We start from the raw sequence: 22,502 nt of genomic DNA on the forward strand, positions 1-22,502 counted from the left end.
TGGTCAGCCGGCCGCGACGAGGTCCGGCCGGTTGGTGTCGGCCGGGTCGAACTCGGCCCAGACGCTCTGCCCCAGGCCGTCCCGCTCGACCCCCCACCGGGTGGCCAGGCCGGCGACGATGTGCAGGCCGCGCCCGTCGATCGCGTCCGGGCTGGCGGCCCGCATCCGCGGGCCCGCGCCCGCCCCGCCGTCGGTGACCCGCAGCTCGACGCTCGGCCCGGTCGGGCCGGGCCGCAGCCGCCAGGCCACCCGGACCACCCCGCCGGGCAGCGGCTCGGCGTGCCGCACCGCGTTGCCCACCAGCTCGGCCAGGACCGCGACCAGGTCCGCCAGCAGGGCCGGCGGTACGACGTCGGTCAGCTCGTCGGCGAGCCGGTGCCGGGCCAGCCGGGCTCCGGTGGGGTGGTGTGGCACCACCACCACGCACCACGAACGATCGCCCGCACCCGTCGACACCCGTCGTCCCTCCCGCCGCCGCGCTCCCGGCCCCACCCGGTCATCCGCACGGCAACCGCACCTCTGCGACCGTACCGCCACCCTCTCTCGGTCGGAGGGATACCCATCCATTCTGCTGTTCAACGATGCGCCGGACGAGATAGAGGCCCAGCCCGGCGCCGGGGTAGCGGCGGCGGTCACCGGACTCGCCCTGCCAGAACCGGTCGAAGGCCCGCTCCACGTGCTCCGGCCGGACGCCGACGCCCCGGTCGCTGACCCGGAAGCAGACCATCCGGTCCCGGGCGGCCGCGGTGATCTCGATCGGGGAGTCGGCCGGCGAGTACTTGCCGGCGTTCGTGCTCAGCTCGGTCAGCACGGTGGCCAGGCTCTGCCGCTCGCCGAGCGCCTTGGGCAGGTCGGCGGGGAGGTCGAGGAGCACCCGGCGGCGCAGGTCCGCCGGCAGGTCGGCCACCGCCGTCCGGAGCGCCTGGGCCAGGTCGAAGGGTACGGCCGAGTCGTCCTCCGGCCGGTCGTCGGTGGCCGAGATGAGCAGCCGGTCCACCAGCCGGGCCAGCTCGTTCGCGCGCTGCCCGATGATCCGGGCCGCGTACCGGCGGTCCGTCTCGCTCAGCGACTCCCAGTGGTCGGTGAGGGTGTCCGCGTACCCCTTGATCACCGTGACCGGGGTGCGCAGCTCGTGGCTGGTCACCGCGACGAACAGGTCGCGGTCCTGGTCGCGGCGCTGCTGCACGGTGATGTCGCGGAAGGTGACCACCCGCAGCGTGCCGGGACCGGGCAGCTCGCCGGAGGTGATCTTCAGCCACCGGCCGTCCGGCAGCCGGTGGTCGAGCACCTGGCCGGACGGGGGGATCGGGAACGGCAGCGGGAGGTTGAGCGCCTCCGCCGGGGGCAGCCCGGTCACCTGCGCCGCGGCCGGGTTCCAGAGCCGGACGTGGCCCTCCCGGTCGACCACGGCCAGGCCCTCGGAGAGCGCCGCCACCACCGGGCCGTCGCCGTGCACGGGCAGCCCGGTCTGGTCGCCGTACAGGTGCGCGATGCAGGAGGCGACGTAACCCAGCACGTCCCGTTCGGTCCGGTCCGCCGGGTCGCCGTCGCCCCGGTGCAGGGCGTGCAGGCTGCCCACGGTGTGACCGGTGATCTCGGCGCGGGCCACCACCATCCGGCGCAGCCCGTGCCCGGCCAGCTCGCCGGCCAGGGAGCCGGGAATGCGGTCCAGCCGCACCTGCCGAACCCGGGGCCCGTTGAGCAGGCACACCGTCGCCGGATCGGCGGCCGGCAGTGGCCGGCCGACGGTCCACTCGACGTCGCCGCTGGCCGCGACCACCCGGCCGCCGGCCGGGGCGAACTCGACGAACGCCAGCCCGGCCGCGCCGATCGCCGGCTGGACCACCTCGAGCAGCCGGGTGAGCAGGGCGAGTCCACCCTCACCGCGGTTGAGCAGTTCGATCACCTCTCCGTGACCGGCGATCAGGGCGGCGAGGTCGGTACGCTCCGGCATGTCCCGAGTGTGCCCCGCCGACCGGCCTCCGGGCACCCCCCGCCCGACCCGCCGGCCCCGGCCGGTCGGGTCAGCGGCCGAGCAGGGCCAGCGTGTGGGCCGGCCGGTCGGTGATGATCCCGTCCACCCCCGCGCCCAGGACCAGCGCCAGGTCGGCCGGCTCGTTCACGGTCCAGACGTAGACCTCGTTGCCCGCCGCCCGCAGGGCCGGCAGCAGCCGGGGTCGGGCCCGGATCAGCTCGATGCCCGGCCCGGCGATCCGGGTGCCGAACGGCAACCGGCCCAGCGGCAGCCAGCGCGGCAGCACCTCCAGCAGCAGCACCGTCGGCAGGGCCGGGGCCAGTTCCCGGATCCGGCGTACGGCCAGCGGCGAGAACGACATCACGGTGACCCGCACCGGGGCGTCCGGCGCGGGCTCGGCCAGCCCGTACCGGCGGAGCAGGGCGACCAGCCGGCGCTCGACGTCCCGGCCGTACCGGGACGGATGCTTGGTCTCCACCAGCAGCCGCACCGGCCGCCCGGCGGCCAGTACGGCGTCGAGCAGCCGTTCCAGGGTGAGCAGCCGGACCCGGGTCTCGTCGACCGGCGTCCCGCCGCCGCCCGGGTGCCACGAGCCGAAGTCGAGCGCCTCCAGCTCGGCGAGGGTGCGCGCGCTGACCAGCCCGTGCCCGTTGCTGGTCCGGTCCAGCCGGCGGTCGTGCACGCAGACCAGGTGCCCGTCCCGGGTCAGCCGGACGTCGCACTCCAGCCCGTCGGCGCCCTCGTCGAGGGCGCGCAGGTATGCGGCCAGGGTGTGCTCGGGCAGGTCGTACGAGGAACCCCGGTGCGCGAAGACCAGCGGTGCGGCCATGGCGCGTGACTCAGGCGACCCGGCCCGGCCGTCCGTCGTCGGTGACCACCGGCCGCCCGGCGGTGGCCCACTCGCCCATCCCGCCGTCGACGTTGCGCACCTGCTCCCAGCCGTTGCGCAGCAGGTAGCCGACGACCTGGGCGGACCGGCCGCCGGAGCGGCAGATCACCGCCACCTCGCGGTCGGTGGGCACCTCGGCGATCCGGGCGGGCAGCTCGGTCATCGGGAGGTGGTGGGCGCTGGGCGCGTGACCGGCCGTCCACTCGTCGTCCTCCCGGACGTCGAGCAGGTAGACGTCGTCGGGCACCGCCGACGCCGGCACGCTGGGAAGCTGAGGTCCGAACACGGTTACCAAGCCTAGAACCTCGCCGGCCGGCGGCGGCAGCGGGCGGGGTCGGAAGTCAGAGCGGGTTGACCCAGCGCGGGTTCGCCGCCGCCCAGCCGGCCACCCGCCGGTCCCGCAGGGCCGGGAACAGTCCGCCGCCGTCGGCGTCGTCCAGCACCACGTACGACACGCCGTCGATGTTCTGCGGGTGGGACGGCAGCTTCAGCCCGTGCAGGGCGTTCGTCGGCAGCGCGCGGAGCGCGAAGACCAGGTCGTCCAGGGGTACGCCGTTGGTGTCCACGGTCAGCGACTCGCCGGCCGCCCGGATCAACCGGTCCAGCTTGACCGGGTCGCCGCGCAGGTCGGTCTGGCCGGCCCGGTCCAGCATCGCCCGCAGCAGTTGCTGCTGGTGGCGCTGGCGGTCGTAGTCGCCGCCGGGCAGGCCGTACCGCTGGCGGGCGTAGTCGAGGGCGCGCGCGCCGTCCATCTGTTGGCAGCCGGCGGGGAAGACGGTGCCGGTGTGGATCGACCGGACCGGGGTGTCGACGCACATCCGGACCCCGCCCAGCAGGTCGATCACGGTCTGGAAGCCGGAGAAGTCGATCAGCGCCGCGCCGTCGAAGTGCAGGCCGGTGAGGCGGGTGAGGGTGGCGGAGAGCAGCCGGGCCCCGCCCTCGCCGCCGCCGCCGTGCTCGTACGCGGCGTTGATCTTGTCGCGGCCGCCGCCCCAGTCGCCCCCGGCGGGGATGGACACCAGCAGGTCGCGCGGGACGGAGATCAGGTACGCCTGCCGCATGCCGGCCGGGACGTGCACGATCAGGATGGTGTCGGAGCGCTGGTCGGCGCTGGTCGCGCCGGGGCGCTGGTCGGAGCCGACCAGCAGGTAGTTCAGGTCCTCGCTCAGGTCGCTGCGGCGCTGCCGGGCCGCCGGGTCGAGCAGTTCCCCCCGGTCCACCGCCCGGCCGTAGTGCACGGCGAGCAGCTTCAGCCCCAGCACCGCGACGCCGGCCAGCAGCACCAGGGCGAGGCCGGCCCGGAGCAGCAGGACCGGCCAGCGGGGGCCTCGGCGACCGACCTGCCCGCGTACGACCCGCGCCGACCTGGACGTGGCAGCCTCCCCGCTAGCCTGACATGAGTCCCGCTCACGTCAGGCTACGAGGGTGTTCCGGCAGGTCGGGCGGCTTTCGCCGGATCGGTCGCGGCCGAGGGGCTTGCTACTTGCGGGTGGAGAGGACGCTCGGGTTCTCGAAGACGAACTGGGCGAGCCGGTCCTCCTTGACCGCCTTGAACATCGCCAGCGTGGTCTCGTCCAGTGCCTCGCGGCCGCCGGTGCTGTTGTAGGTGCCGCCGTTGGTGCGCAGCATGACCAGGTCGTTGCCGGTGATGCCGCGCATGGTGAAGATGAAGTCGTCCATCTTCGCGCCGCCGGTGTCCAGCACCAGCGACTCGCCGGCCGCCTTGATGATCTTCTGAAGCTTGAGCGGGTTGCTCATCGTGCCGCTGTCGGTCGCCTTGCGGGCCATCGCCTTCAGCAGCTGCTGCTGGTTCTGCTGGCGGTCGTAGTCGCTGTTCTTCAGGCCGTACCGCTGGCGGGCGAAGTCCAGCGCGAGGGCGCCGGTCATCTCCCGGCAGCCCTTCTTGTGGATCAGCGGCTCCCACTTGTCGCCGTCCAGCTTGGCGTTCGCGATGTACTTCGGCTTGCCGTTGACCAGGCCCATGTGGATCGACTTGACGTCCTGGCTGACGCAGAGCCGGACCGTGCCGAGCGCGTCGATGACGTGCTTGAAGCCGCCGAAGTTGATGATCGCGGCGCCGTCGAAGCTGATCCCGGTCATGTTCTTGATGGTGTGCGCCATCAACTGGGCGCCGCCCTCCCAGCCGCCGCCGTTGCGGGCGCCGGCCTGGAAGGCCGCGTTGATCTTTTCGGTGCCGCCCCGGTAACCGCTCTTCTTGAACGGCGGGATCTGCGCCTCGGTGTCCCGGGGGATGGAGATCATGTACGCCTGGTCGTGCGAGGCCGGGATGTGCAGCACGATGATGCTGTCCGAGCGGACGTCGTCCGCGGCCCACTGCTCGCGGGCGTCGACGCCCAGCAGCAGCAGGTCGATCGGGCCGTCCAGGCTGTCCCCGCCCTCCGCGCCCGACTTGCCGGCGCCGCCGAGCAGGTTGCGCTGGGCGATGTCGCCGGTGGCCTGGCCGATCACCGCCTTGGCGCCGACCAGCGCGACGCCGCTGCTCATCATCAGCACGGCGCCGAAGATCAGGGTGAGGCGGGCCCAGAGCGGGTCCTTGCGGCGGGAGCGCTTCTTCGACCCGCCGGCGGCGCGGCGACCGCCGCCACCCGGCTGGCCGGGGATGGCCGCCGAGACCCGGGCGGAGCCGCTGACGGGGTCGGGGGACGTGGGGCGACGGCTGGTCTGGACCGGCATGCGTGCTCCAGCTCGGGCGAACAGGGGGCGGAACTACTGTACGTACCGGTTATCAATCTGGCGACATCGCCTCGGCGCGATTTGCGACTTTCCTTCGCCAGTCGCCGAGAAGTGGCCGAAAGTCGATCCGGATCTGTGCGGTCGGTGGTACGCCAACCGATCCAACGAGTATTCGCCTGGCGTGGTGACGATCGCGGCCGGTCGCCGGGGCGGACGGCGGAGGTCGTCGCCGCCGCCCCCTGCGGTGACTGCGTGTAGTCGACCCGCCGTCAGTTGCCCGTCGGCTGCTGGTGCGCCGCCACCCAGTCGGCCATCGTGTCCTTCGACATGGCCGTGAACATGGCGAGCGCCTTCTCCCGGTCGGAGACCACCACCGACTCCCCGTTGATGGTCTCGCTGCCCTTGTTGGGGCTGGTGATGAAGGTCAGGTTCTCCCCGCGCAGGTTCCGGAACTGCACCGCCATGTCGGTCAGCTGGAAGTCCTTGTCCACCGTCGTCGCGGCGGTGACCGCCCGCAGGAAGTCGTTCAGCTTCTTCGGGTTGGACAGCGTGCCGGTGCTGGCGGCCTTGTCCATCAGCGCCCGGAGGAACTCCTGCTGGTGCCGCATCCGCGCGAAGTCGCCCTGCGGGAACTGCTTGCGCTGCCGGATCCAGTCCAGCGCCTCCTCGCCGTTCATGTGGTTCGTGCCCTTGTTGAACGTGCGGTACGGCTTGTGGATGGACTTGATGGTCCGCTCGACCGGCAGGTCGACCCCGCCGAGGGCGTCGGTGACCTTCTTGAAACCGGCGAAGTCGATGGACATCGCGTGGTCGATCCGGACGTCGGTGAAGCACTCGATGGTCCGCACGGCCAGCGGCACCCCGCCGAACGCGAACGCCGCGTTGATCTTTGCCCGCCGGCCGGTGTCGCACGACGCGCCGGCGTTCTCCGGGATCGGCACGTAGAGGTCGCGCGGGATGGAGACCAGGTAGGCGGCCTTGTGGTCGGCCGGGATGTGCATGACGATGATCGTGTCCGCGCGCCATTTGCCGGCTTTGTCGACCGGGGCGTCCGGGTCCCGGGAGTCGGTGCCGACCAGCAGGATGTTCAGCGCGCCGTTGACCGCCTTCGCCGGCCGCCCGCCGGTGATCTGCGCGAACGGGTCCATCCGCTTCAGGTCGTCGTTGAGGTTGCGGGCGTAGAACCAGGCGCCGGCACCGGCGATCAGCGCGATCACCAGCAGCGCCACGCCGGCCACCAGGCCGATCCGGCCCCAGCGCGGCCGGCGCCGGCCCGGCCCGGCCGGTCCGCCCGGTCCCAGCGGGCCGCGCGGCCCGCCCGGCCCCGGCGGGCCACCGACCCGGGTCGAGTCGTCGTGCGACGGGTACCACTGCGCGCCCGGTCCGCGGGACCGGGAACCGCCGGCCGGGCCGGGCACGGAGGCCCGCCCCGCGCTGCGGCGCAGGGGGTACGGGAAGGCGGCGGAACTGCTCGCTGACATGCCCCGAGGGTACGTAGCCCGGGCCACTACCGCCCTCAGGCGCGACCGGGCGGCGCGGGACCGGCGTTACCCTAGCCGCTCGCGGAAGTACGCGATGGTGCGTCGCAGGCCCTCTTCGGGCGCGACCTGCGGCTCGTATCCGAGCAGTTCGCGGGCGAGGGTGAGGTCCGGCCGGCGCATCTCCGGGTCGTCCGCGCTGCGGGTGACGTATATCACCTCGGAGGTGCTGCCGGAGAGTGACACGATCAACTCGGCCAGTTGCCGCATGCTCAGCTCGTGCTCGGTGCCGCAGTTGACCGGCCCGGTCTCGGTGGAATCCAGCAGCAGCAGGATGCCGCGCACCAGGTCGTCGACGTAGCAGACCGAGCGGGTCTGGTTGCCCGTGCCGTGCACGGTGATCGGCTCGTTGCGCAGCGCCTGGGAGATGAAGGTGGGCACGGCCCGCCCGTCGTCGGGGCGCATCCGCGGCCCGTACGTGTTGAAGATCCGGATGATCGCCGCGTCCAGCCCGCGGTAGCGGTGGTAGGCCATGGTGGCGGCCTCGGAGAAGCGCTTGCCCTCGTCGTAGACGCTGCGGATGCCGATCGGGTTGACGTGCCCCCAGTACGACTCGCGCTGCGGGTGCTCCTTCGGATCCCCGTACGCCTCGGAGGTGGAGGCCATCAGGAACCGGGCGCCGTCGGCCACCGCCCGGTCCAGCAGGTGCAGGGTGCCCACCGAGCCGACCCGGAGGATCTCGATCGGGATCTGGGTGAAGTCGGTCGGGCTGGCCGGCGACGCCATGTGCAGGATCGCGTCGAACCGCTCCGCCATCGCCGGGTGGTATGTCGGCAGCCCCTCGGTGACGTCCGCCTCGATCAGCGTGAACGTCGGCTTCTCGACCAGGTGGGCGATGTTGTCCTTGGAGCCGGTGCTGAAGTTGTCCAGCGCCACGACCGTGCAGCCCCGGTCGAGCAGGGCCTCGACCAGGTGTGACGGCACGAAACCGGCGCCGCCGGTGACGAGGATGCGGTGGCCGGTTCCGAAGCGCGGGGCAACCTTCATGGCCGCCAGCCTACTGCTGTGCGACGGGGCTCCGCCGCGCAGCACGCCCGGTACGCGAGGAGGAGCCCCTCCCGGTGGGAAGGGCTCCTCCGTACCGCGTACCGGTCAGTGGGCGCCGGCGCCGGTGAGCGACCGCACCTCCAGCTCGGCGTACTTGTCTTCGTCGCGCTCCTTCGAGATCACCGTGCCGATCCAGCCGCACAGGAAGCCGAAGGGGATGGAGATGATGCCCGGGTTGGACAGCGGGAACCAGTGCCAGTCGTGGTCCGGGAACATCGCCGTCGGCGCGCCGGAGACCACCGGGGAGAAGAAGACCAGCAGTACGGCGGAGAGCAGACCGCCGTAGATGGCCCAGACCGCCCCCGAGGTGTTGAACCGCTTCCAGAACAGGCTGTAGAGGATCGCCGGCAGGTTGCCGGAGGCCGCCACCGCGAACGCGAGCGCCACCAGGAACGCCACGTTCAGGTTCTGCGCGTAGATCGACAGCGCGATCGCCACCGCGCCGATGACCAGGGCGGAGATCCGGGCCACCTGCACCTCCTGGCGCTCCGACGCCTGCCCACGCTTGATCACGTTGGCGTAGAAGTCGTGCGCGATGCTGGACGAGGAGGCCAGGGTGAGCCCGGCGACCACGGCGAGGATGGTCGCGAAGGCCACCGCCGCGATGATCGCCAACAGGGTCGCCCCGCCCAGGTCGCCGCCGAAGAAGTCGGCGCCCAGCGCCTCGGCGAGCTGCGGGGCGGCGGTGTTGCCGGCCTTGTCCTGCTCGGTGATCGCCTGCCCGCCGACCAGCGCCGCGGCGCCGAAACCGAGCGCCAGGGTGAGCAGATAGAAGGTGCCGATGATGCCGATCGCCCAGAGCACGCTCTTGCGGGCCGTCTTGGCGGTCGGCACCGTGTAGAAGCGGATCAGGATGTGCGGCAGGCCGGCGGTGCCGAGCACCAGCGCGATGCCGAGCGAGAGCAGGTCCATCTTGCTGTAGAACGTCTTCAGCGGATCGCCGGCGGTCTCCACGCCGTACCGGAGGCCGGGTTCGAGGAAGGCCGCTCCCTTGCCGGACGACTCGGCCGCCTGGCCGAGCAGCTCCGACAGGTTGAAGTTGAACTTCGCCAGCACCAGCACGGTCATCACCGTCGCGCCGCCCATCAGCAGGAACGCCTTGACGATCTGGACGTACGTGGTGCCCTTCATGCCGCCCACGGTGACGTAGATGATCATCAGGGCGCCGACCATGATGATGGTGGCCACCTTGGCGGTGTCGGCGTCCATGCCCAGGAAGGTGGTGCCCGGCTTGATGCCGAGCAGCAGCGCGACCAGGGCGCCCGCGCCGACCATCTGGGCCAGCAGATAGAAGATCGACACCGTGATGGTGGAGACCGCGGCGGCGGTCCGCACCGGCCGCTGCCGCATCCGGAACGCCAGCACGTCGGCCATCGTGTACCGGCCGGAGTTGCGCAGCAGCTCCGCGACCAGCAGCAGCGCCACCAGCCAGGCGACCAGGAAGCCGATCGAGTAGAGGAAGCCGTCGTAGCCGTAGAGCGCGATGATGCCGGCGATGCCCAGGAAGGACGCCGCCGACATGTAGTCGCCGCCGATCGCCATCCCGTTCTGGAAGCCGGAGAACGACCGGCCGCCGGCGTAGAAGTCGGTGGCGGTCTTGGTCTGCCGGCTGGCCCAGACGGTGATCGCCAGGGTCACCGCCACGAAGACCAGGAAGAGCGTGATGGTCAGGTTGCGGGCGGTGCCGCCACCCGCATCAGCCGCGAGAATCGGATTCACCGTTCACCTCTCCCATCTCGGCGCGGATCCGGTCGGCGATCGGGTCGATCTTCCGGTCGGCGTACCGCGAGTAGAGCCAGGCGATGAGGAATGTCGAGACGAACTGGAGCAGGCCGAAGATCAGGGCGACGTTGATGTTTCCGACCAGCTTCGTGCCCATGAAGTCCCGGGCGTACGCGGAGAGGATCACGTAGAGCGCGTACCACAGGAAGAAAGCGACGGTCATCGGGAAGACGAAGCCGCGCAGCGCGCGACGCAACCCGGCGAACTCGTCCGACCGTTGTACGGCCAGATATCGCTCCGCCGCCGAGCCGGTCGGGGCGGACGCGGGTGTGTCCGTGGACATCTGTGGATCACCACCTTCACAGGCGTCGGGGATTTTCGCGCACGCTAGAGTCCGCGCTCCCACCGCCGGAAGGCCCCGATCGCCGACGGTTGATGCCTGCGCCGAACGGCGCGCTGCCTGCGCCGAGTGACCCGGGTCACTCCGCTAACCGGTCGGCGTCGATCGGCTCAGGTCAGATCGTGGTACCGCCCCCGGTAATGCAGCAGCGGGGTGCTCTCCTCGGCCAGGTCGACGGCCTCGATGGTGGCCTCGACCAGCAGCGCCCAGCCGTACTCTCGGGCGCTGTCCAGCCGGCACCCGGCCCAGCCGCCGGCGTCGGCGGGCACCGGGCCGTAGGGGGTGTCGGTCCACGTACCGGTGGCGAACAGGCCGCCGGGCGACGGAAACAGGCCGGCGAACCGGTCGGCGAGCTGCCGGTGCGCCGGGCCGAGCGGCGACACCGCGAACCGGCCGGCCGTCTCGACCGCCGACCACAGGTCGGACTCCGGGTCGATCAGCCCGAGCAGCCGGTCCGGCTCACCCTCGGCCACCAGGGTCGACGAGACGGTCAGTCCGGCCGGCCCCGGCGCCGTCCAGAGCGTCACCGGCGCGGCCAGTCGGCCGCGCAGCCGGCGGGTGGGGGACCGCTGCCCGGCCGGCACGGCGAACGGGTCGGTGTGGTGGATCTCGGCACCCGGCTCATGATTCACGTGAAACATTGTGCCGCCCCGGGCCCGCGCCCAGCCCAGGAAGCGCTCGTGCAGGTCCGCCGGGCGGGCGTGTCCGTTGAGCTGGGCGAGCTGGTCGCCCGCCTCGGCCAGCAACCCGCCGAGATACATGAGCAGCCCGGTCCGGTCGCCCCGGTACTCGACAAGCAACGCCAGCCGCGCCGGCTGGCACGGCCACGCCGCCCCGCACGCCCGGCACCGCCACAACGGCCGCATCGGCAGGTGCTCCCGCCTCACCGCGCGCCACCGGCCGCCGGTGCGCCGTGCCCGGCGGTCACCAGCGGCCCCCGTTCGCCCGCCAGGTCTGCGCCGGGGTCAGCCAGCCGGCGCGGCCCGGTCGCGGCCAGGCCACCGTCGGCGCGGTCGCCCACGCCGGTGGCTGGTTCGGCCGGTCCGCGGCCGGTCGGCCTTTCCTTCGGTACGACCACAGCGCGGCGTTCCTGCGCCGGTGCGACCCGGACATGAGTGACCTCCCTGGCTCAGGGGGTCGCCCCGGTCGGGGGAATGACCGGGGCGACCCGACGCCGGACCGGCCGCCGGGACGTCGCCACCACCGGCCGGGCCGCGTACCTCCACCCTGGACGGCGGGACCTCGACGGGGGAGGATGCCAGGGCTTACTACGCAGCGGAGTCACGTACTTACCGGAGAGGTAAGGATGAACATCGAGATGTGGATCCGGGCGCTGAAGGCCGCCCGGGCCGGTGCGGACGTCTCCCAGGAAGCCCTGGCGGCCTCGATCAGGTGGAGCCCGTCCACGGTGGCCGCGATCGAGACCGGTCGCCGCCGCCCGACGATGGAGTTCGCCGTCGCCACCGACCAGGCCCTCGGCACCGGCGGCCTCCTCGCCAGCCTGCTGTCGGAGAACGAGGCGACGGGCGGGCCATCCTGGTTCGAGTCGTGGCCGGGCGAGGAGGATCGAGCCGTCCGGCTCTGCTACTTCGAGCCGTGCCTGGTGCCAGGGCTCCTGCAAACCGAGGAGTATGCCCGCGCCGTTGTCTCGGCCGGCGGGTTGTACCGGAGCGATCGGGTCGAGCACCTCGTGAGCCTCCGCATGAGCCGGCAGCGGCTACTTCATCGGGAGGATCCGCCGGAATGCGTTTTCGTCATCGACGAGAGCGCGCTACACCGGCCCGTCGGTGGGCGAGCCGTCATGGACCGGCAACTGGGGAGCCTGCTCGAAGTCGTTGAGTTCCCGCAGGTGCGCCTGCACGTCCTGCCACTCAGCGTCGGCGCGCACGCATCGATGGGCGGTGGCTTCGTGCTCGCTCAGCTTCCCGGCGACGATCGCCTGCTCTGCCTGGACAATGCGGCGCGAGGACAGATCGCGGACTATCCGGAATGGATAGGTCTGGTGCAGCGCAAGTGGGAGCATCTACTCGGTGAGGCACTCAGCGAGAACGCCTCGCTCGATTTGATCAACAAGCTGAAGGTGACGTCATGAAGGATGTCGCGCCGCGCTGGCGCAAGGCGACCCGGTCGGCCAATGAAGGAAACTGTGTCGAGGTGGCGGACAATCTGCCTGGCGTGGTGCTGGTGCGGGACAGCAAGGACCGGTCCGGCCCGACGCTCACCTTCGCCCCCGACGCCTGGCGCGCCTTCGTCACCCACACCCACACCCACCGCGCCTGACCGCCGCCCCTCCGGCCCCGCCTCCCGCCTCGCCTCCCGCCCGGCCGGCCCCCGCCGCCCAGCCGGCCCCGCCGGCTGCCCTGCCCCGCCGCCCGGCCGGCCCCGCCGGCCGCCCTGCCCCGCCGGCTGCCCTGCCCCGCCGGCTGCCCTGCCCCGCCGGCCGCCCTGCCCGGCACCTTGGCCGCCCGGCCCGGCCGGCCACCCGCCCGACCCCGCCCGCCTGCCCGCATCAGGCCGCCATCGCTCGCGCATCACCGCCGGCCGTGCAGATCTTGGACATTTACCGTTCGGCCTGAACGGTAAATGTCCAAGATCTGCGGGGAGCTCTGGCCGGACCCAAGATCTGCGGGGAGCTGTGGCCGGACCCAAGATCTGCGGGGTGCCGTGGCCGGGTCGAGGATCTGCGGGAGCCGTGGCCGGTCCCAAGATCTGCGGGCAGCCGTGACCGGGCTCAGGCCGCCAGGTCGAAGGACGGGCGGTTCCCCGGCACGCCCGGGGTGGTCGGGGTCGGGTCCACCTCGGCCGTCGCTGGGCGGCGTCGGTGGATCAGGTGCAGCGCGGCCATGCCGGCGAGCACCGCGAAGACCGGCATCAGCGGGTACCGGAAGCGGTCCCAGGCGGGGAAGAACATCCACAGCCCGGAGTAGAACGCCACCAGGCACACCAGCGGCCAGGCCGCCCGGATCCGCCGCCGGACGGCGGCCACCAGGCCGGCGACCGCCGCCGCCATGACCAGCCAGTAGCCCACGTCCGCCGCCCGCTCCCAGCCGTCCGCCGCCTCCCGGGACAGGCCGCCGGGCCGGCTCACCCAGTGGTACGCGTTCGCGTTGTCCGCGTACAGGCCGGCCATCCGGGTGGGGGTGCGGGTGAGCAGTTGGCCCGGGTGGGCCGACCAGTGCGCCAGGGCCAGCCGGGTGCCCAGCGAGTTGCGGGCCACCTCGTCGCGGGCGGCGAGCAGCTCGTTGACCGCCGGGTCCCGCGACCACCAGTAGACGGTGTCGCTGCGTACGCCCTGGTAGAGGTTCACGCCACCGTTGGTGGAGACGGGGATCGGGGCGTCCATGACCACGGCGTTGCGGACGGTCCACGGCGCCACGCAGAGCACCAGCGCGGCGCCGAAGACCGCAGTGTGCCGCAGGGCCGGCAACCAGCCCTTGCGCCGGAGCAGTTCGACGGCCAGCAGCACCAGTGGGAAGGGCAGCAGGACCGGACGTACCAGGCAGGCCAGCCCGGCGACGGTCCCGGCGGCGGCGAACTGCCACCAGCGGTCCGCCGCCACCAGCGTGCAGAGCATCGCCACCACGAGGAAGGTGAACGCCTGCTCGCTGCCGAGCAGGGAGTCCCACGCCCAGCCGGCCGGCAGGACGGTGTACGCCAGCCCGGCCGTCGCCGCCACCGGCAGGCTGTGGGTGACCCGGTGCGCCAGCACCACCACCAGCACCGCCGTGGCCGTCGACAACAGCACCTGCAACGCCAGGCCCGCCGCCAGCGACGGACCGGTCACCCGGAACAGCAGCGACAGCAGGGCCGGCCAGCCGACCGGCCAGTACGCCGTCGGATCACCGCCGGTCTGCCAGACGTAGCCCTCGCCCGCGGCCAGGTTCGTGGCGGCGGTGAGGTACCAGCGGAAGTCGCTGACCGGGGTGGGGTGGACGAACCACACCCAGGTCAGCCGGATGACGAGATTCGCCAGGGCGACACCGATGGCGATGCGACGCAGGTTCATGACCGAGATCCCCGTTTCGATGTTCACCGTCCTATGTGGACAGTGCTGGAAGAGCAGCGTGGCGGGCGTACCGTGATCGCCCGGTCCGGCGGTGTGGTGGGTGAGCGGCGGGCGGGGGCCCGACTGGTGCCGGCCCCCGCCCGCCTGATGGCGTGGCTGCCGGCGTCAGCCGACCACGAGATTGCCCCGGGCCCGGTTGTCGGCCTTCGTGCCCTCCGGCTCCGGGAACCCCGGAGTGTCGCCCACGCCCCAGTCGAACTCGGCGGAGTATTCGACGGACGTCCCGGCGGGTGCGCTGGACCGGGGTGCCGACACCGGCAGTTCGATCGTGCGCTCGGCGCCCACCGACAACGGCGGCAACTGGCAGGTGTACGAGGTTTCGGCTCGGGAGACGAACGGGGCGCAGTAGGACGGCACGGAACTGACGACGAACGGCTTGGGCAGCCGCAGCAGCAGTCGGGGCTGCTCGGCCCGCTGCGGTCCCTTGTTCCGCACCACCAGCGTCAGGGTGCCCGCCGACTGCCCGGCATCGGCGGCGGTGAGCTGGACATCGCCGCCGCTGACCGCGAGGTCGGTGACCCGGGGGTTGGCCGGGAAGCTGGTCGGGCCGCCGGTCTGGGTGAACCGTGTGCCGTTCCACGACCAGGACCGCCACTGGTGCTGGGCCGTGCCGCCGGGCACACCCTCACCTTCCAGAGAGTCGAGCACCTCGACCTGGACCGCCCGGCCCTGTGCTCGGATGCCACCGATATGGGCGATGTCACCCTTCGACTCGGTGACCAGGCCCATGGTCACGATCGTCCCGCGGTCGTCCCGGTCGAAGACGAACACCTGGGTGTGCACCATCTCGACACCGGAGCAGACGAGCGACGCGGCGGTCTCCTTCGCGCCGTCGTCGTCCACGTCGAGATGCACGACATCGCCGATGCCGATGCTCAGCTCCGACTTGGCCGACAACTGCGCCTCGCCGTCGGTGAAGCGCACCCGGCCCGACGGGCACTCGGCGGCGTAGGGGCCCGGCCACCCGGGCAGTTGCAGCCGCGAGTTGCCCAGGGTCTCCTTGCTGATCCGGCCGTCCGGCACGGTGGTGCCGGTGGCGCCGCCGGTCGCCTGCGGGCTTCCGGTGGCCGACGCGGACGGGTCGGCGCTGGCCGACGGGCTCGGCACCGGAGTCGGCGGCGTGTCCGGCGACTGGGTGGCCGGCGGCGGTGGCACCGGCTCGGAGTTCCGTTGCCCGGCGAGCACCGGCGTCGCGACCAGCACGGCGGCGGCCACTCCGGCGACGACGATCCGGGTGGTACGGCGGCGGCGGTGCACGGCCTGGGCGGCCGGCACGCCGGGCGCGGCGACCAGCGGATCGCCGGACCGGAAGGCGGCGAACGCGTCGTCGACGCGACGCACGTCGAAGTCAGGCATGGCGTCCCTCCATGGTGGAGTCGTCGAGCGCGGCGGCGAGGGCCTGTCGGCCCCGGTGCAGCCAGGACTTCACCGTCCCGGCGGCGACGCCCTCCTGGCCGGCGATCTCCTCGATGCCCAGGTCGGCGACGTGGAAGAGCACGAGGGCGCGGCGCTGCCGCTCGGGCAGGCCGGCCATGGCACGGGCCAACGCGACCCGGTCCGGGCTGGGGCCGGCCACCACCTCGTCCCGGTGGAACCGGGCATGCGCCCGGGCGGCGCGCAGCCGGCGCCACCGGTTGCGGGCCACGTTCAACGCGACGTGCCGCACCCAGGCGGCCGGATTGTCGTACTTGGTCAGCCGGTCCCAGCGCTGCCAGGCTCGGGTGAAGGCCTCCTGCACCGCGTCCTGCGCCTGGTTGACGTCGGCGGTGTAGGCGTAGAGCTGAAGGGTCAGCGGGTGGAAGTTCGCGGCGTAGAACTCCTCGAAGCTGTCGCCCCCACCCCCGGTGGGTGGGGTAACCAGCTCCGCATCTGTCTCGCCGGGGTGGTGTTGCCGCACGAGGCGCCTCCCCCAGGCTCCTGCACCGTCGTTCGTGGCGGTGTCTGCTGCACACACTCCTGAATGGGAGGTGCGGTTGCACCCCGCCGGGTGTCAGGTGCGCGTCAGCGGCGCGGGGTGACCGTGGCGAGCAGCTCCGGCTGCCGGCGGTCCAACACGTCCCCCGCCAGGTACGCCCCGAGCAGCGCCGCACCCAGCCCGTACGCCACCCCGACGGGCAACACCAGCCAGAGCCAGCCACCGTCGAGGAACGCGGCGGCCACCACCATGGGCAGCGCGGCGACCGCAGTGACCACCATGGACAGCAGCACCAGCAGGCTGCGGGCCACCCCCGCGCCGGTGTTCATCGCGAACGGGTTGCTCGTCTCCGGCAGCGAGTACGACGCCAGCACCGAGATGAACGAGTTCACCGCCAGCCCGCAGCCGTACGCGGCCAGCAGGGTGCCGCCCGCCATCCCGATCCAGCCCGGCTCGCCCAGCACCACCGGGATCAGCACCGACACCACGGCCAGCAGCGGCACCACGTACAGCGAGAAGGCCGTCATCCGGGCCCGCAGCTCCAGCCGACCCGGCACCCCGGCCACGACGTTCGCCGCGTACGCGCTGCCGTCGAAGCCGAACTGGTTGGCGGTGGTCACCGAGGCGAGCACCCCGACGAAGAGCATCGAGACACCGACCAGGATCGGCGACGGGTCCCCGGTCGCGGCGAACCCCTCCTCGCTGCTCATCCGGAAGCCGCCGCCGCCCAGGTTGACCATCACCGGCACGAAGACGCCGACCACGGCGATGCTGATCAGGTTGGCCCGCCGGCGGGCGTCCCGCCACCAGTAGCGGCACTCCCGGGCCACCAGCGCGCCGAACCGGTCCCGGCGCAGCCGGCCCACCACGCGGGGAAAGAACTCGGCGACCGCCCCGGTCGGGGCGCCCCGCCGGGCCTTCGCCGGCCCGGAGCTGGCCGCGCCGACCATCGCCGACTCCAGCGAGCGGGACCACCACCACAGCACCAGGCCGACGGAGGCCGCCGTGATCAGCAGCTTCACCGGCGCAGCCCAGGCCCGCCCGTCGACCACGTCGAAGGCGGCCGTCCACGGCGCGCCGAACGGGGTCCAGCCGACCACCGTGGCCGCCCCGGTGAGCCGGTCCCAGTCCGTCTCGCGCAGCGCCGCCGTCGCGGCGAGCTGCAACGGCCCGAACAGGGCGGCGACCACCGCGAGCAGCACGGCGGCCAGGTCGCGTACCCGCCGGGACCGCAACATGGTGGCGAACGCGCTGGTGACCGCGCGGCTGGCCGCCACGCAGAGCAGCAGCCCGCCGGCCGCGCCGACCAGCGCGACCAGCGCGGCCACCGGGCCGCCCAGCGCGGCGGCGCTCAGCACCAGCCCCGAGACCGCGAGCAGCGCGGCCAGCGCCGGCACGCTGATCAGCGCGGCGGCGAACAGGCCGGTGACCAGGGTCCGGCGGGACAGCGGCAGCAGCGCGAAACGGGCCGGGTCGAGGGTCTCGTCCACCCCGAAGAAGACCAGCGGCAGCACCAGCCAGCCGAACACCAGCAGGCCACCGCCGAACGCGGCGGCCATCATCGCGTACCGGGGTTCGTCGAGCATGCCCGGCGCGGCGAACAGCAGGAAGCCGCCGGCGCCGGCCCAGAGCCCGGCCAGCAGGCCGAACACGAACAGCACGATCCGCCGGGCCTGGCCGCGGAAGCCGTTGCCCAGCACCCGCAGCTTCAACCGGACGAAGTGTTGGGCCGAGACGCTCCGGGCGGCGGGGTGGTCGGGCGTCACCGCGACAGCCACGCCAGCTCCTCGCCGGTGGCGGTGCGCCCACCGACCACCGCCACGAAGACCTCCTCCAGCGAGCGGTCGCCGCGAACCTCGTCGAGGGCGCCGACCCGCTTGATGACGCCGTCGGCCAGGATCGCCACGTGCGAGCAGAGCCGCTCCACCACCTCCATCACGTGGCTGGAGAAGACCACCGTGCCGCCGCCGGTGACGTACCGCTGGAGGATGTCCCGGATCAGCGCGGCGGAGACCGGGTCGACCGCCTCGAACGGCTCGTCGAGCACCAGCAGCCCGGGGCCGTGCAGCAGCGCGCAGGCCAGACCGATCTTCTTCTTCATGCCGGCCGAGTAGTCCACCACCAGGGTCCGGCCCGCGTCGGTGAGCGCCAGCACGTCGAGCAGCTCCGCCGCCCGCTGGTCGACCACCGCCGGGTCCATGCCGCGCAGCAGGCCGTGGTAAGCCAGCAGCTCCGCGCCGCTGAGCCGGTCGAAGAGGCGTACCCCGTCGGGCATCACGCCGAGCAGCGCCTTGGCCCGCACCGGGTCGGCCCACACGTCCTGCCCGAGCACCCAGGCCCGCCCGTGGTCCGGCCGGAGCAGGCCCACCGCCATGGACAGCGTGGTGGTCTTGCCGGCGCCGTTCGGGCCGAGCAGCCCGTAGAAGGAGCCGGCCGGCACGTCGAGGTCGACGCCGGCCACGGCCACCTTCGAGTCGAACCGCTTGGCCAGGCCGCGCAGCGCGAGCGCCGGGTGCTCTCCAGTCATGCACCCGACCGTATCCCCCGGGTGCCATTCCGCCCTCCGGCCGCAGGATGATCCACAGTCATCCTCCGGACGGACCGGGATCCGCGGCGACTCGGATGCAACCCGCCACCGCCGTGGCGGGTGACAGCAGCAGGATCGGGACGGGGAGGCACGTTTGGGCACCGACGAGGGGTTCGAGGAGTTCTACCGGGACACCAGACACCGGGTGGTCACCGTGCTCTACGCGCTCGGAGGCGACCTCGCCGAGGCCCAGGACGCCGCCCAGGAGGCGTACGTGCGGGCCTGGCAACGCTGGGACCGGATCGCCGGCTACGACGATCCGGAGGCGTGGGTCCGTACGGTCGGCCACCGGCTGCTGGTCAACCGCTGGCGCAAGATCCGCAACGGTGTCGCCGCGTACCGGCGGCGCGGGCCCGACCCCGCCACCGGCCCGCCGTCGGAGAACACCGTGGCGCTGGTGGCCGCCCTGCGCCGGCTCCCCACCGAGCAGCGGCAGGCCATCGTCCTGCACCACCTGGCCGACCTCTCCGTCGCCGAGATCGCCGCGCAGACCGACACACCCACCGGCACGGTCAAGGCCCGCCTGGCCCGGGGCCGCCGGGCCCTGGCCGACCTGCTGGACACCACGCTTCCGGGGGAGGTCAGCAATGCCTGATCCGATCTTCAGCGACCTGTACCGCGAAACTGAGCAGCTGAGCTGGGCGCCGATCGAGCAGGTGCGGCGGCGCGGCCGGCAACGCGTGCGGCGGGCGCGGGTCACCGCCGGCCTGGCCGCGGTGCTGGCCGTGGTTGCCGTCGGCACCGGCGTACGGGCCCTGGTCGGCGACCCGCAGGGCATGGTGCCGCCGGTGCCACCGGCCAAGGTCTCACCCAGCCCGACGCCGGTCCCGACCCCGAGCCCGTCCGCCGAGCCCACGCCCAGCCCCAGCCCGTCGCCGAGCGGCACGCCGAGCCGTACCCCCGATCCGACCGGCACGCCGATCGCACCGGGCGCCGGCTCGGGCAGTTCCCCGGCCGCCCCGCGATCGGGTACGCCCCGGAGCAGCACCTCCGCGACCGGTGCGCCCGCCGACCCGAGCGTCCCGTCGGCGGCGATGCTTCAGGCCGCCGACCTGCCGGCCGGCTGGCGCTTCGCTGGCGAGGACACCGACGGCGACTGGACCTTCGAGTTCTCCGCTTCCGGGTGCGCCCAGCAGGTGCCCTGGGTCGGGAGCTCGGTGGGCCGCCGGGACCGTGAGCTGAGGGGCCCGGATCTGGGCCCGGAGCGGACCCAGGGAGCGTTGCAGCAGGTCCAGCGCTACAGCGTCACCGACGCCCGGGCGGTGATGTCCCGCGTCCGCAACCAGGTGGCCCGCTGCGGTGCCGAAAGAACCAAGATGAGCGTGGTGGACCAGGGCTTCGTCGGCGACGACGCGCTGATCGTCCGCGCCGAGTCCATCGAGACCGGCAAGTTCGTCTTCCACATCTTCGTCCGGCAGGGCGACCTGGTGGCTGAGGTGTGGAAGTCGGACGCAAAGGACGTCGCCGCTGCCCGGAGCCTGGCGCGCAAGGCCGCGACTCGGCTCTGCGCCGGCACCGACGCCTGCTGACCGCGCAGCCGGCGCGACCGCGCCCGGCGGTTGTTAACAGGGGGCCCCTGCTCTACCGAATGCGTTAACAGGGGCCCCCTCCTTACAGCCGCAGGCTGTCCGGCGCGTGCAATCGAAGCATCGTCGCCCCCACGTCCACCGGCGCCCGCCGCCGCGACGCCACCGACACCGCGACCATCACGGTGAAGGCCAGCGGCACCGTCCACGCCGCCGGCTGGGCGGTGAGCGTGGCGGGCCACCCGGACAGCGGCGGCCCCAGCACGGTGACCAGCACCGCCGTGATCGCCGCGCCACCGCCCACCAGCACCCCCGCCGCCGCGCCCAGGTCGGTCAGCCCCCGCCACCAGATGCCCAGCACCAGCAGCGGGCAGAAGCTCGACGCGGCCACCGCGAAGGCCAGCCCGACCACCTGGGAGACGTCCAGCCCGGAGACGTTCAGCGCGAGCACCGCCGGCACCCCGCCGGCGATGACCGTGGCCAGCCGGAAGCCGCGTACCGAGCCGTGGCCCAGCACGTCGGTGGAGATCACCCCGGCCACGCTGGTGAGCAGCCCGGACGAGGTGGACAGGAAGGCGGCGAACGCCCCGGCGGCGACCAGCGCGGCGAGCAGCCGGCCGGTGGTGCCGTCACCGAGCGCCGCCCCGGGCAGCAGCACCACCACCGCGTCGGTCTGCCCGCTGACCAGCAGTTGCGGGGTGTAGATCCGGCCCAGCACCCCGTAGATGGTGGGCAGCAGATAGAAGAGGCCGACCAGGGCCAGCACCACCAGGGTGGTCCGTCTGGCCGCCGCGCCGTCCGGGTTGGTGTAGAAGCGCACCAGCACGTGCGGCAGCCCCATGGTGCCCAGGAAGGTGGCCAGGATCAGCGAATAGGTGGCGAACAATCCCCGGTCGTCGTCCCCGGCCGTGTCCGGCAGCAGCCAGTCGGTCGCCTTCGTCGCCGCGCCGGACACCTCCGGCACCGGGTCACCGGCGGCGAAGTCGAGGCGGTCGCCGGGGCGTACCTCCCGGATCGTGCCGTCGGCGAAGGTGAGCGCCGCCGAGTGCTCGACCACGACGGTGGTCGCGGTCCGGAACGCCGGCCCGTCGGGCGGGGCCACCGCCGGGCGGGCGTCGGCCTGCCACTGCAACGCCAGGAAGATCGCGGGTACGGCCAGCGCGGTCAGCTTCAGCCAGTACTGGAACGCCTGGACGAAGGTGATCGCCCGCATCCCGCCCAACGCCACGTTCGCGGTGACCACCGCCGCCACCAGCAGGGCGCCCACCGGGTACGGCGAGCCGACCAGCGTGGCCAGGGTCAGCCCGGCGCCCTGGAGCTGCGGCACCAGGTACAGCCACCCGATGAAGATCACGAAAACGGTGGCCAGGGTGCGCAGCCGGCGCGAACCGAGCCGCAGCTCGCAGAAGTCGGGCAGGGTGAACGCGCCGGAGCGGCGCAGCGGGGCGGCCACGAAGAGCAGCAACGCCAGGTAGCCGGCGGCGAACCCGACCGGGTACCAGAGCACATCCACGCCGTACTTGAGGATCAGCCCGGCCACGCCGAGGAAGCTGGCGGCCGACAGGTACTCCCCGCCGATCGCGGCGGCGTTCCAGGTCGGGCTGACCGTCCGGGAGGCGACCAGGAAGTCGGAGGTGGTCCGGGCCAGCCGCAGCCCGTAGAAGCCGATGCCGACGGTGACCAGGGTGACCGCGACGATCGCCGGGACCACGTACCCGTTGCCCACCTCAGCGCTCCGGCCGCTGGACGAGGTCGGTGAAGTCCTGCTCGTTGCGTTCGGCCAGCCGGACGTACGCCCAGCCCACCACGATCAGGAACGGGAACGACACCACCGCGAGCAGCAGCCACGGCAGGTTCACCCCGAGCACCGTGGTCCGCCCCAGCGACGGCGCGATCGCGAAGAGCCAGGGCAGCCCGCCGAGCCCGATCAGCACCAGCACCGACAGCCGCAGGGCCAGCGCGAGCTGGGCCCGGACCAGGCCGCGTACCAGGGTGTCCCCGATCCGGGTCTGCTGGGTCAGCTCGCTGCGGGTCCGGTCCGCCCGGCTGCCCCGGCGGACCTCGGCGAGCACGATCCGGGTCCGGGCCGGCGCGGCCGGCGGCCGGGGGGCGGGCACCGGCGCGGCCGGGGTGGTCGTCTCCC

The 22,502-nt window shown here is 73.0% G+C and carries 22 protein-coding genes; 4 read left to right on the forward strand and 18 right to left on the reverse strand.

All coding sequences use genetic code 11. From position 1 onward, the window contains the following. Window positions 1-3 precede the first annotated feature (3 nt). From K7640_RS17595 to K7640_RS17645, 11 genes are all read right to left on the reverse strand, one after another. Entirely contained in the window at window positions 4-420 is a 417-nt protein-coding gene (locus tag K7640_RS17595) for an ATP-binding protein (protein ID WP_308042589.1), read from the reverse strand. Between the two features lie 76 nt (window positions 421-496). Then, complete coding sequence (locus K7640_RS17600; protein WP_222955934.1) at window positions 497-1,954, reverse strand: PAS domain-containing sensor histidine kinase; 1,458 nt, start codon at window positions 1,952-1,954, stop codon at window positions 497-499. A gap of 70 nt (window positions 1,955-2,024) precedes the next feature. Next, the gene (locus K7640_RS17605; protein WP_222955935.1) at window positions 2,025-2,804 is read right to left on the reverse strand and encodes a glycerophosphodiester phosphodiesterase family protein; all 780 of its coding nucleotides are present in this window, start codon (window positions 2,802-2,804) and stop codon (window positions 2,025-2,027) included. Window positions 2,805-2,814: 10 nt separating this feature from the next. Next, window positions 2,815-3,150, reverse strand: a complete 336-nt coding sequence (locus K7640_RS17610; RefSeq protein ID WP_222955936.1) for a rhodanese-like domain-containing protein — start codon at window positions 3,148-3,150, stop codon at window positions 2,815-2,817. A 55-nt stretch (window positions 3,151-3,205) separates the two neighbouring features. Beyond that, window positions 3,206-4,147 carry an LCP family protein gene (locus K7640_RS17615; protein WP_222955937.1) on the reverse strand — a complete coding sequence of 314 codons (942 nt, stop codon included), beginning with the start codon at window positions 4,145-4,147 and terminating at the stop codon, window positions 3,206-3,208. Window positions 4,148-4,343: 196 nt separating this feature from the next. Next, entirely contained in the window at window positions 4,344-5,558 is a 1,215-nt protein-coding gene (locus K7640_RS17620) for an LCP family protein (RefSeq protein ID WP_222955938.1), read from the reverse strand. A 269-nt stretch (window positions 5,559-5,827) separates the two neighbouring features. After that, window positions 5,828-7,039, reverse strand: coding sequence for an LCP family protein (locus tag K7640_RS17625; protein ID WP_222955939.1), 1,212 nt, complete (start codon window positions 7,037-7,039; stop codon window positions 5,828-5,830). 66 nt (window positions 7,040-7,105) lie between these two features. Then, window positions 7,106-8,083: a UDP-glucuronic acid decarboxylase family protein gene (locus K7640_RS17630; RefSeq protein WP_222955940.1), complete on the reverse strand. Its 978-nt coding sequence runs from the start codon at window positions 8,081-8,083 to the stop codon at window positions 7,106-7,108. Window positions 8,084-8,188: 105 nt separating this feature from the next. After that, window positions 8,189-9,862, reverse strand: coding sequence for a cation acetate symporter (locus tag K7640_RS17635; protein WP_222955941.1), 1,674 nt, complete (start codon window positions 9,860-9,862; stop codon window positions 8,189-8,191). Continuing rightward, complete coding sequence (locus tag K7640_RS17640; RefSeq protein ID WP_222955942.1) at window positions 9,840-10,208, reverse strand: DUF485 domain-containing protein; 369 nt, start codon at window positions 10,206-10,208, stop codon at window positions 9,840-9,842. Before K7640_RS17640 ends, K7640_RS17635 begins: the two co-directional genes overlap by 23 nt. Window positions 10,209-10,375: 167 nt before the next feature. After that, window positions 10,376-11,131: a flavin reductase family protein gene (locus tag K7640_RS17645; RefSeq protein ID WP_222956045.1), complete on the reverse strand. Its 756-nt coding sequence runs from the start codon at window positions 11,129-11,131 to the stop codon at window positions 10,376-10,378. A 440-nt stretch (window positions 11,132-11,571) separates the two neighbouring features. On the opposite strand from K7640_RS17645, the gene K7640_RS17650 reads away from it, so the two are divergent. Together K7640_RS17650 and K7640_RS17655 are read left to right on the forward strand one after the other, a co-directional pair. Further along, complete coding sequence (locus K7640_RS17650) at window positions 11,572-12,357, forward strand: helix-turn-helix transcriptional regulator (protein WP_222955943.1); 786 nt, start codon at window positions 11,572-11,574, stop codon at window positions 12,355-12,357. Next, window positions 12,354-12,545, forward strand: coding sequence for a DUF397 domain-containing protein (locus tag K7640_RS17655; protein ID WP_222955944.1), 192 nt, complete (start codon window positions 12,354-12,356; stop codon window positions 12,543-12,545). The genes K7640_RS17650 and K7640_RS17655 overlap by 4 nt, the downstream gene beginning before the upstream one ends. 451 nt (window positions 12,546-12,996) lie before the next feature. Here the strand turns inward: K7640_RS17655 and K7640_RS17660 are convergent, their stop codons facing one another. The 5 genes from K7640_RS17660 to K7640_RS17680 form a co-directional block, all read right to left on the reverse strand. Continuing rightward, on the reverse strand, window positions 12,997-14,271 hold the full coding sequence (locus K7640_RS17660; protein WP_222955945.1) for a hypothetical protein: 1,275 nt from the start codon (window positions 14,269-14,271) through the stop codon (window positions 12,997-12,999). 165 nt (window positions 14,272-14,436) lie between these two features. Next, window positions 14,437-15,687: a hypothetical protein gene (locus K7640_RS17665; RefSeq protein WP_222955946.1), complete on the reverse strand. Its 1,251-nt coding sequence runs from the start codon at window positions 15,685-15,687 to the stop codon at window positions 14,437-14,439. After that, a complete protein-coding gene (locus tag K7640_RS17670; protein WP_255609354.1) occupies window positions 15,680-16,192 on the reverse strand; it encodes a SigE family RNA polymerase sigma factor in 513 nt (170 codons plus the stop codon). Before K7640_RS17670 ends, K7640_RS17665 begins: the two co-directional genes overlap by 8 nt. Window positions 16,193-16,332: 140 nt before the next feature. Then, window positions 16,333-18,024 carry an ABC transporter permease gene (locus K7640_RS17675; RefSeq protein ID WP_222955948.1) on the reverse strand — a complete coding sequence of 564 codons (1,692 nt, stop codon included), beginning with the start codon at window positions 18,022-18,024 and terminating at the stop codon, window positions 16,333-16,335. Then, window positions 18,009-18,773 carry an ABC transporter ATP-binding protein gene (locus K7640_RS17680; RefSeq protein WP_222955949.1) on the reverse strand — a complete coding sequence of 255 codons (765 nt, stop codon included), beginning with the start codon at window positions 18,771-18,773 and terminating at the stop codon, window positions 18,009-18,011. Before K7640_RS17680 ends, K7640_RS17675 begins: the two co-directional genes overlap by 16 nt. A 154-nt stretch (window positions 18,774-18,927) precedes the next feature. Here K7640_RS17680 and K7640_RS17685 point away from each other — a divergent pair, with 154 nt between their 5' ends. Beyond that, a complete protein-coding gene (locus K7640_RS17685; protein WP_222955950.1) occupies window positions 18,928-19,428 on the forward strand; it encodes a SigE family RNA polymerase sigma factor in 501 nt (166 codons plus the stop codon). Continuing rightward, the gene (locus K7640_RS17690) at window positions 19,421-20,362 is read left to right on the forward strand and encodes a hypothetical protein (RefSeq protein ID WP_222955951.1); all 942 of its coding nucleotides are present in this window, start codon (window positions 19,421-19,423) and stop codon (window positions 20,360-20,362) included. Before K7640_RS17685 ends, K7640_RS17690 begins: the two co-directional genes overlap by 8 nt. Before the next feature lie 82 nt (window positions 20,363-20,444). Here K7640_RS17690 and K7640_RS17695 read toward each other — a convergent pair whose 3' ends face one another. Further along, window positions 20,445-22,085 (reverse strand): cation acetate symporter, encoded by a 1,641-nt coding sequence (locus K7640_RS17695; protein ID WP_222955952.1) that lies wholly within the window; start codon window positions 22,083-22,085, stop codon window positions 20,445-20,447. Window position 22,086: 1 nt separating this feature from the next. Next, the gene (locus tag K7640_RS17700; protein ID WP_222956046.1) at window positions 22,087-22,476 is read right to left on the reverse strand and encodes a hypothetical protein; all 390 of its coding nucleotides are present in this window, start codon (window positions 22,474-22,476) and stop codon (window positions 22,087-22,089) included. Window positions 22,477-22,502 lie beyond the last annotated feature (26 nt).

It is taken from the genome of Micromonospora sp. PLK6-60, from assembly GCF_019890675.1.
Classification (GTDB): domain Bacteria; phylum Actinomycetota; class Actinomycetes; order Mycobacteriales; family Micromonosporaceae; genus Micromonospora.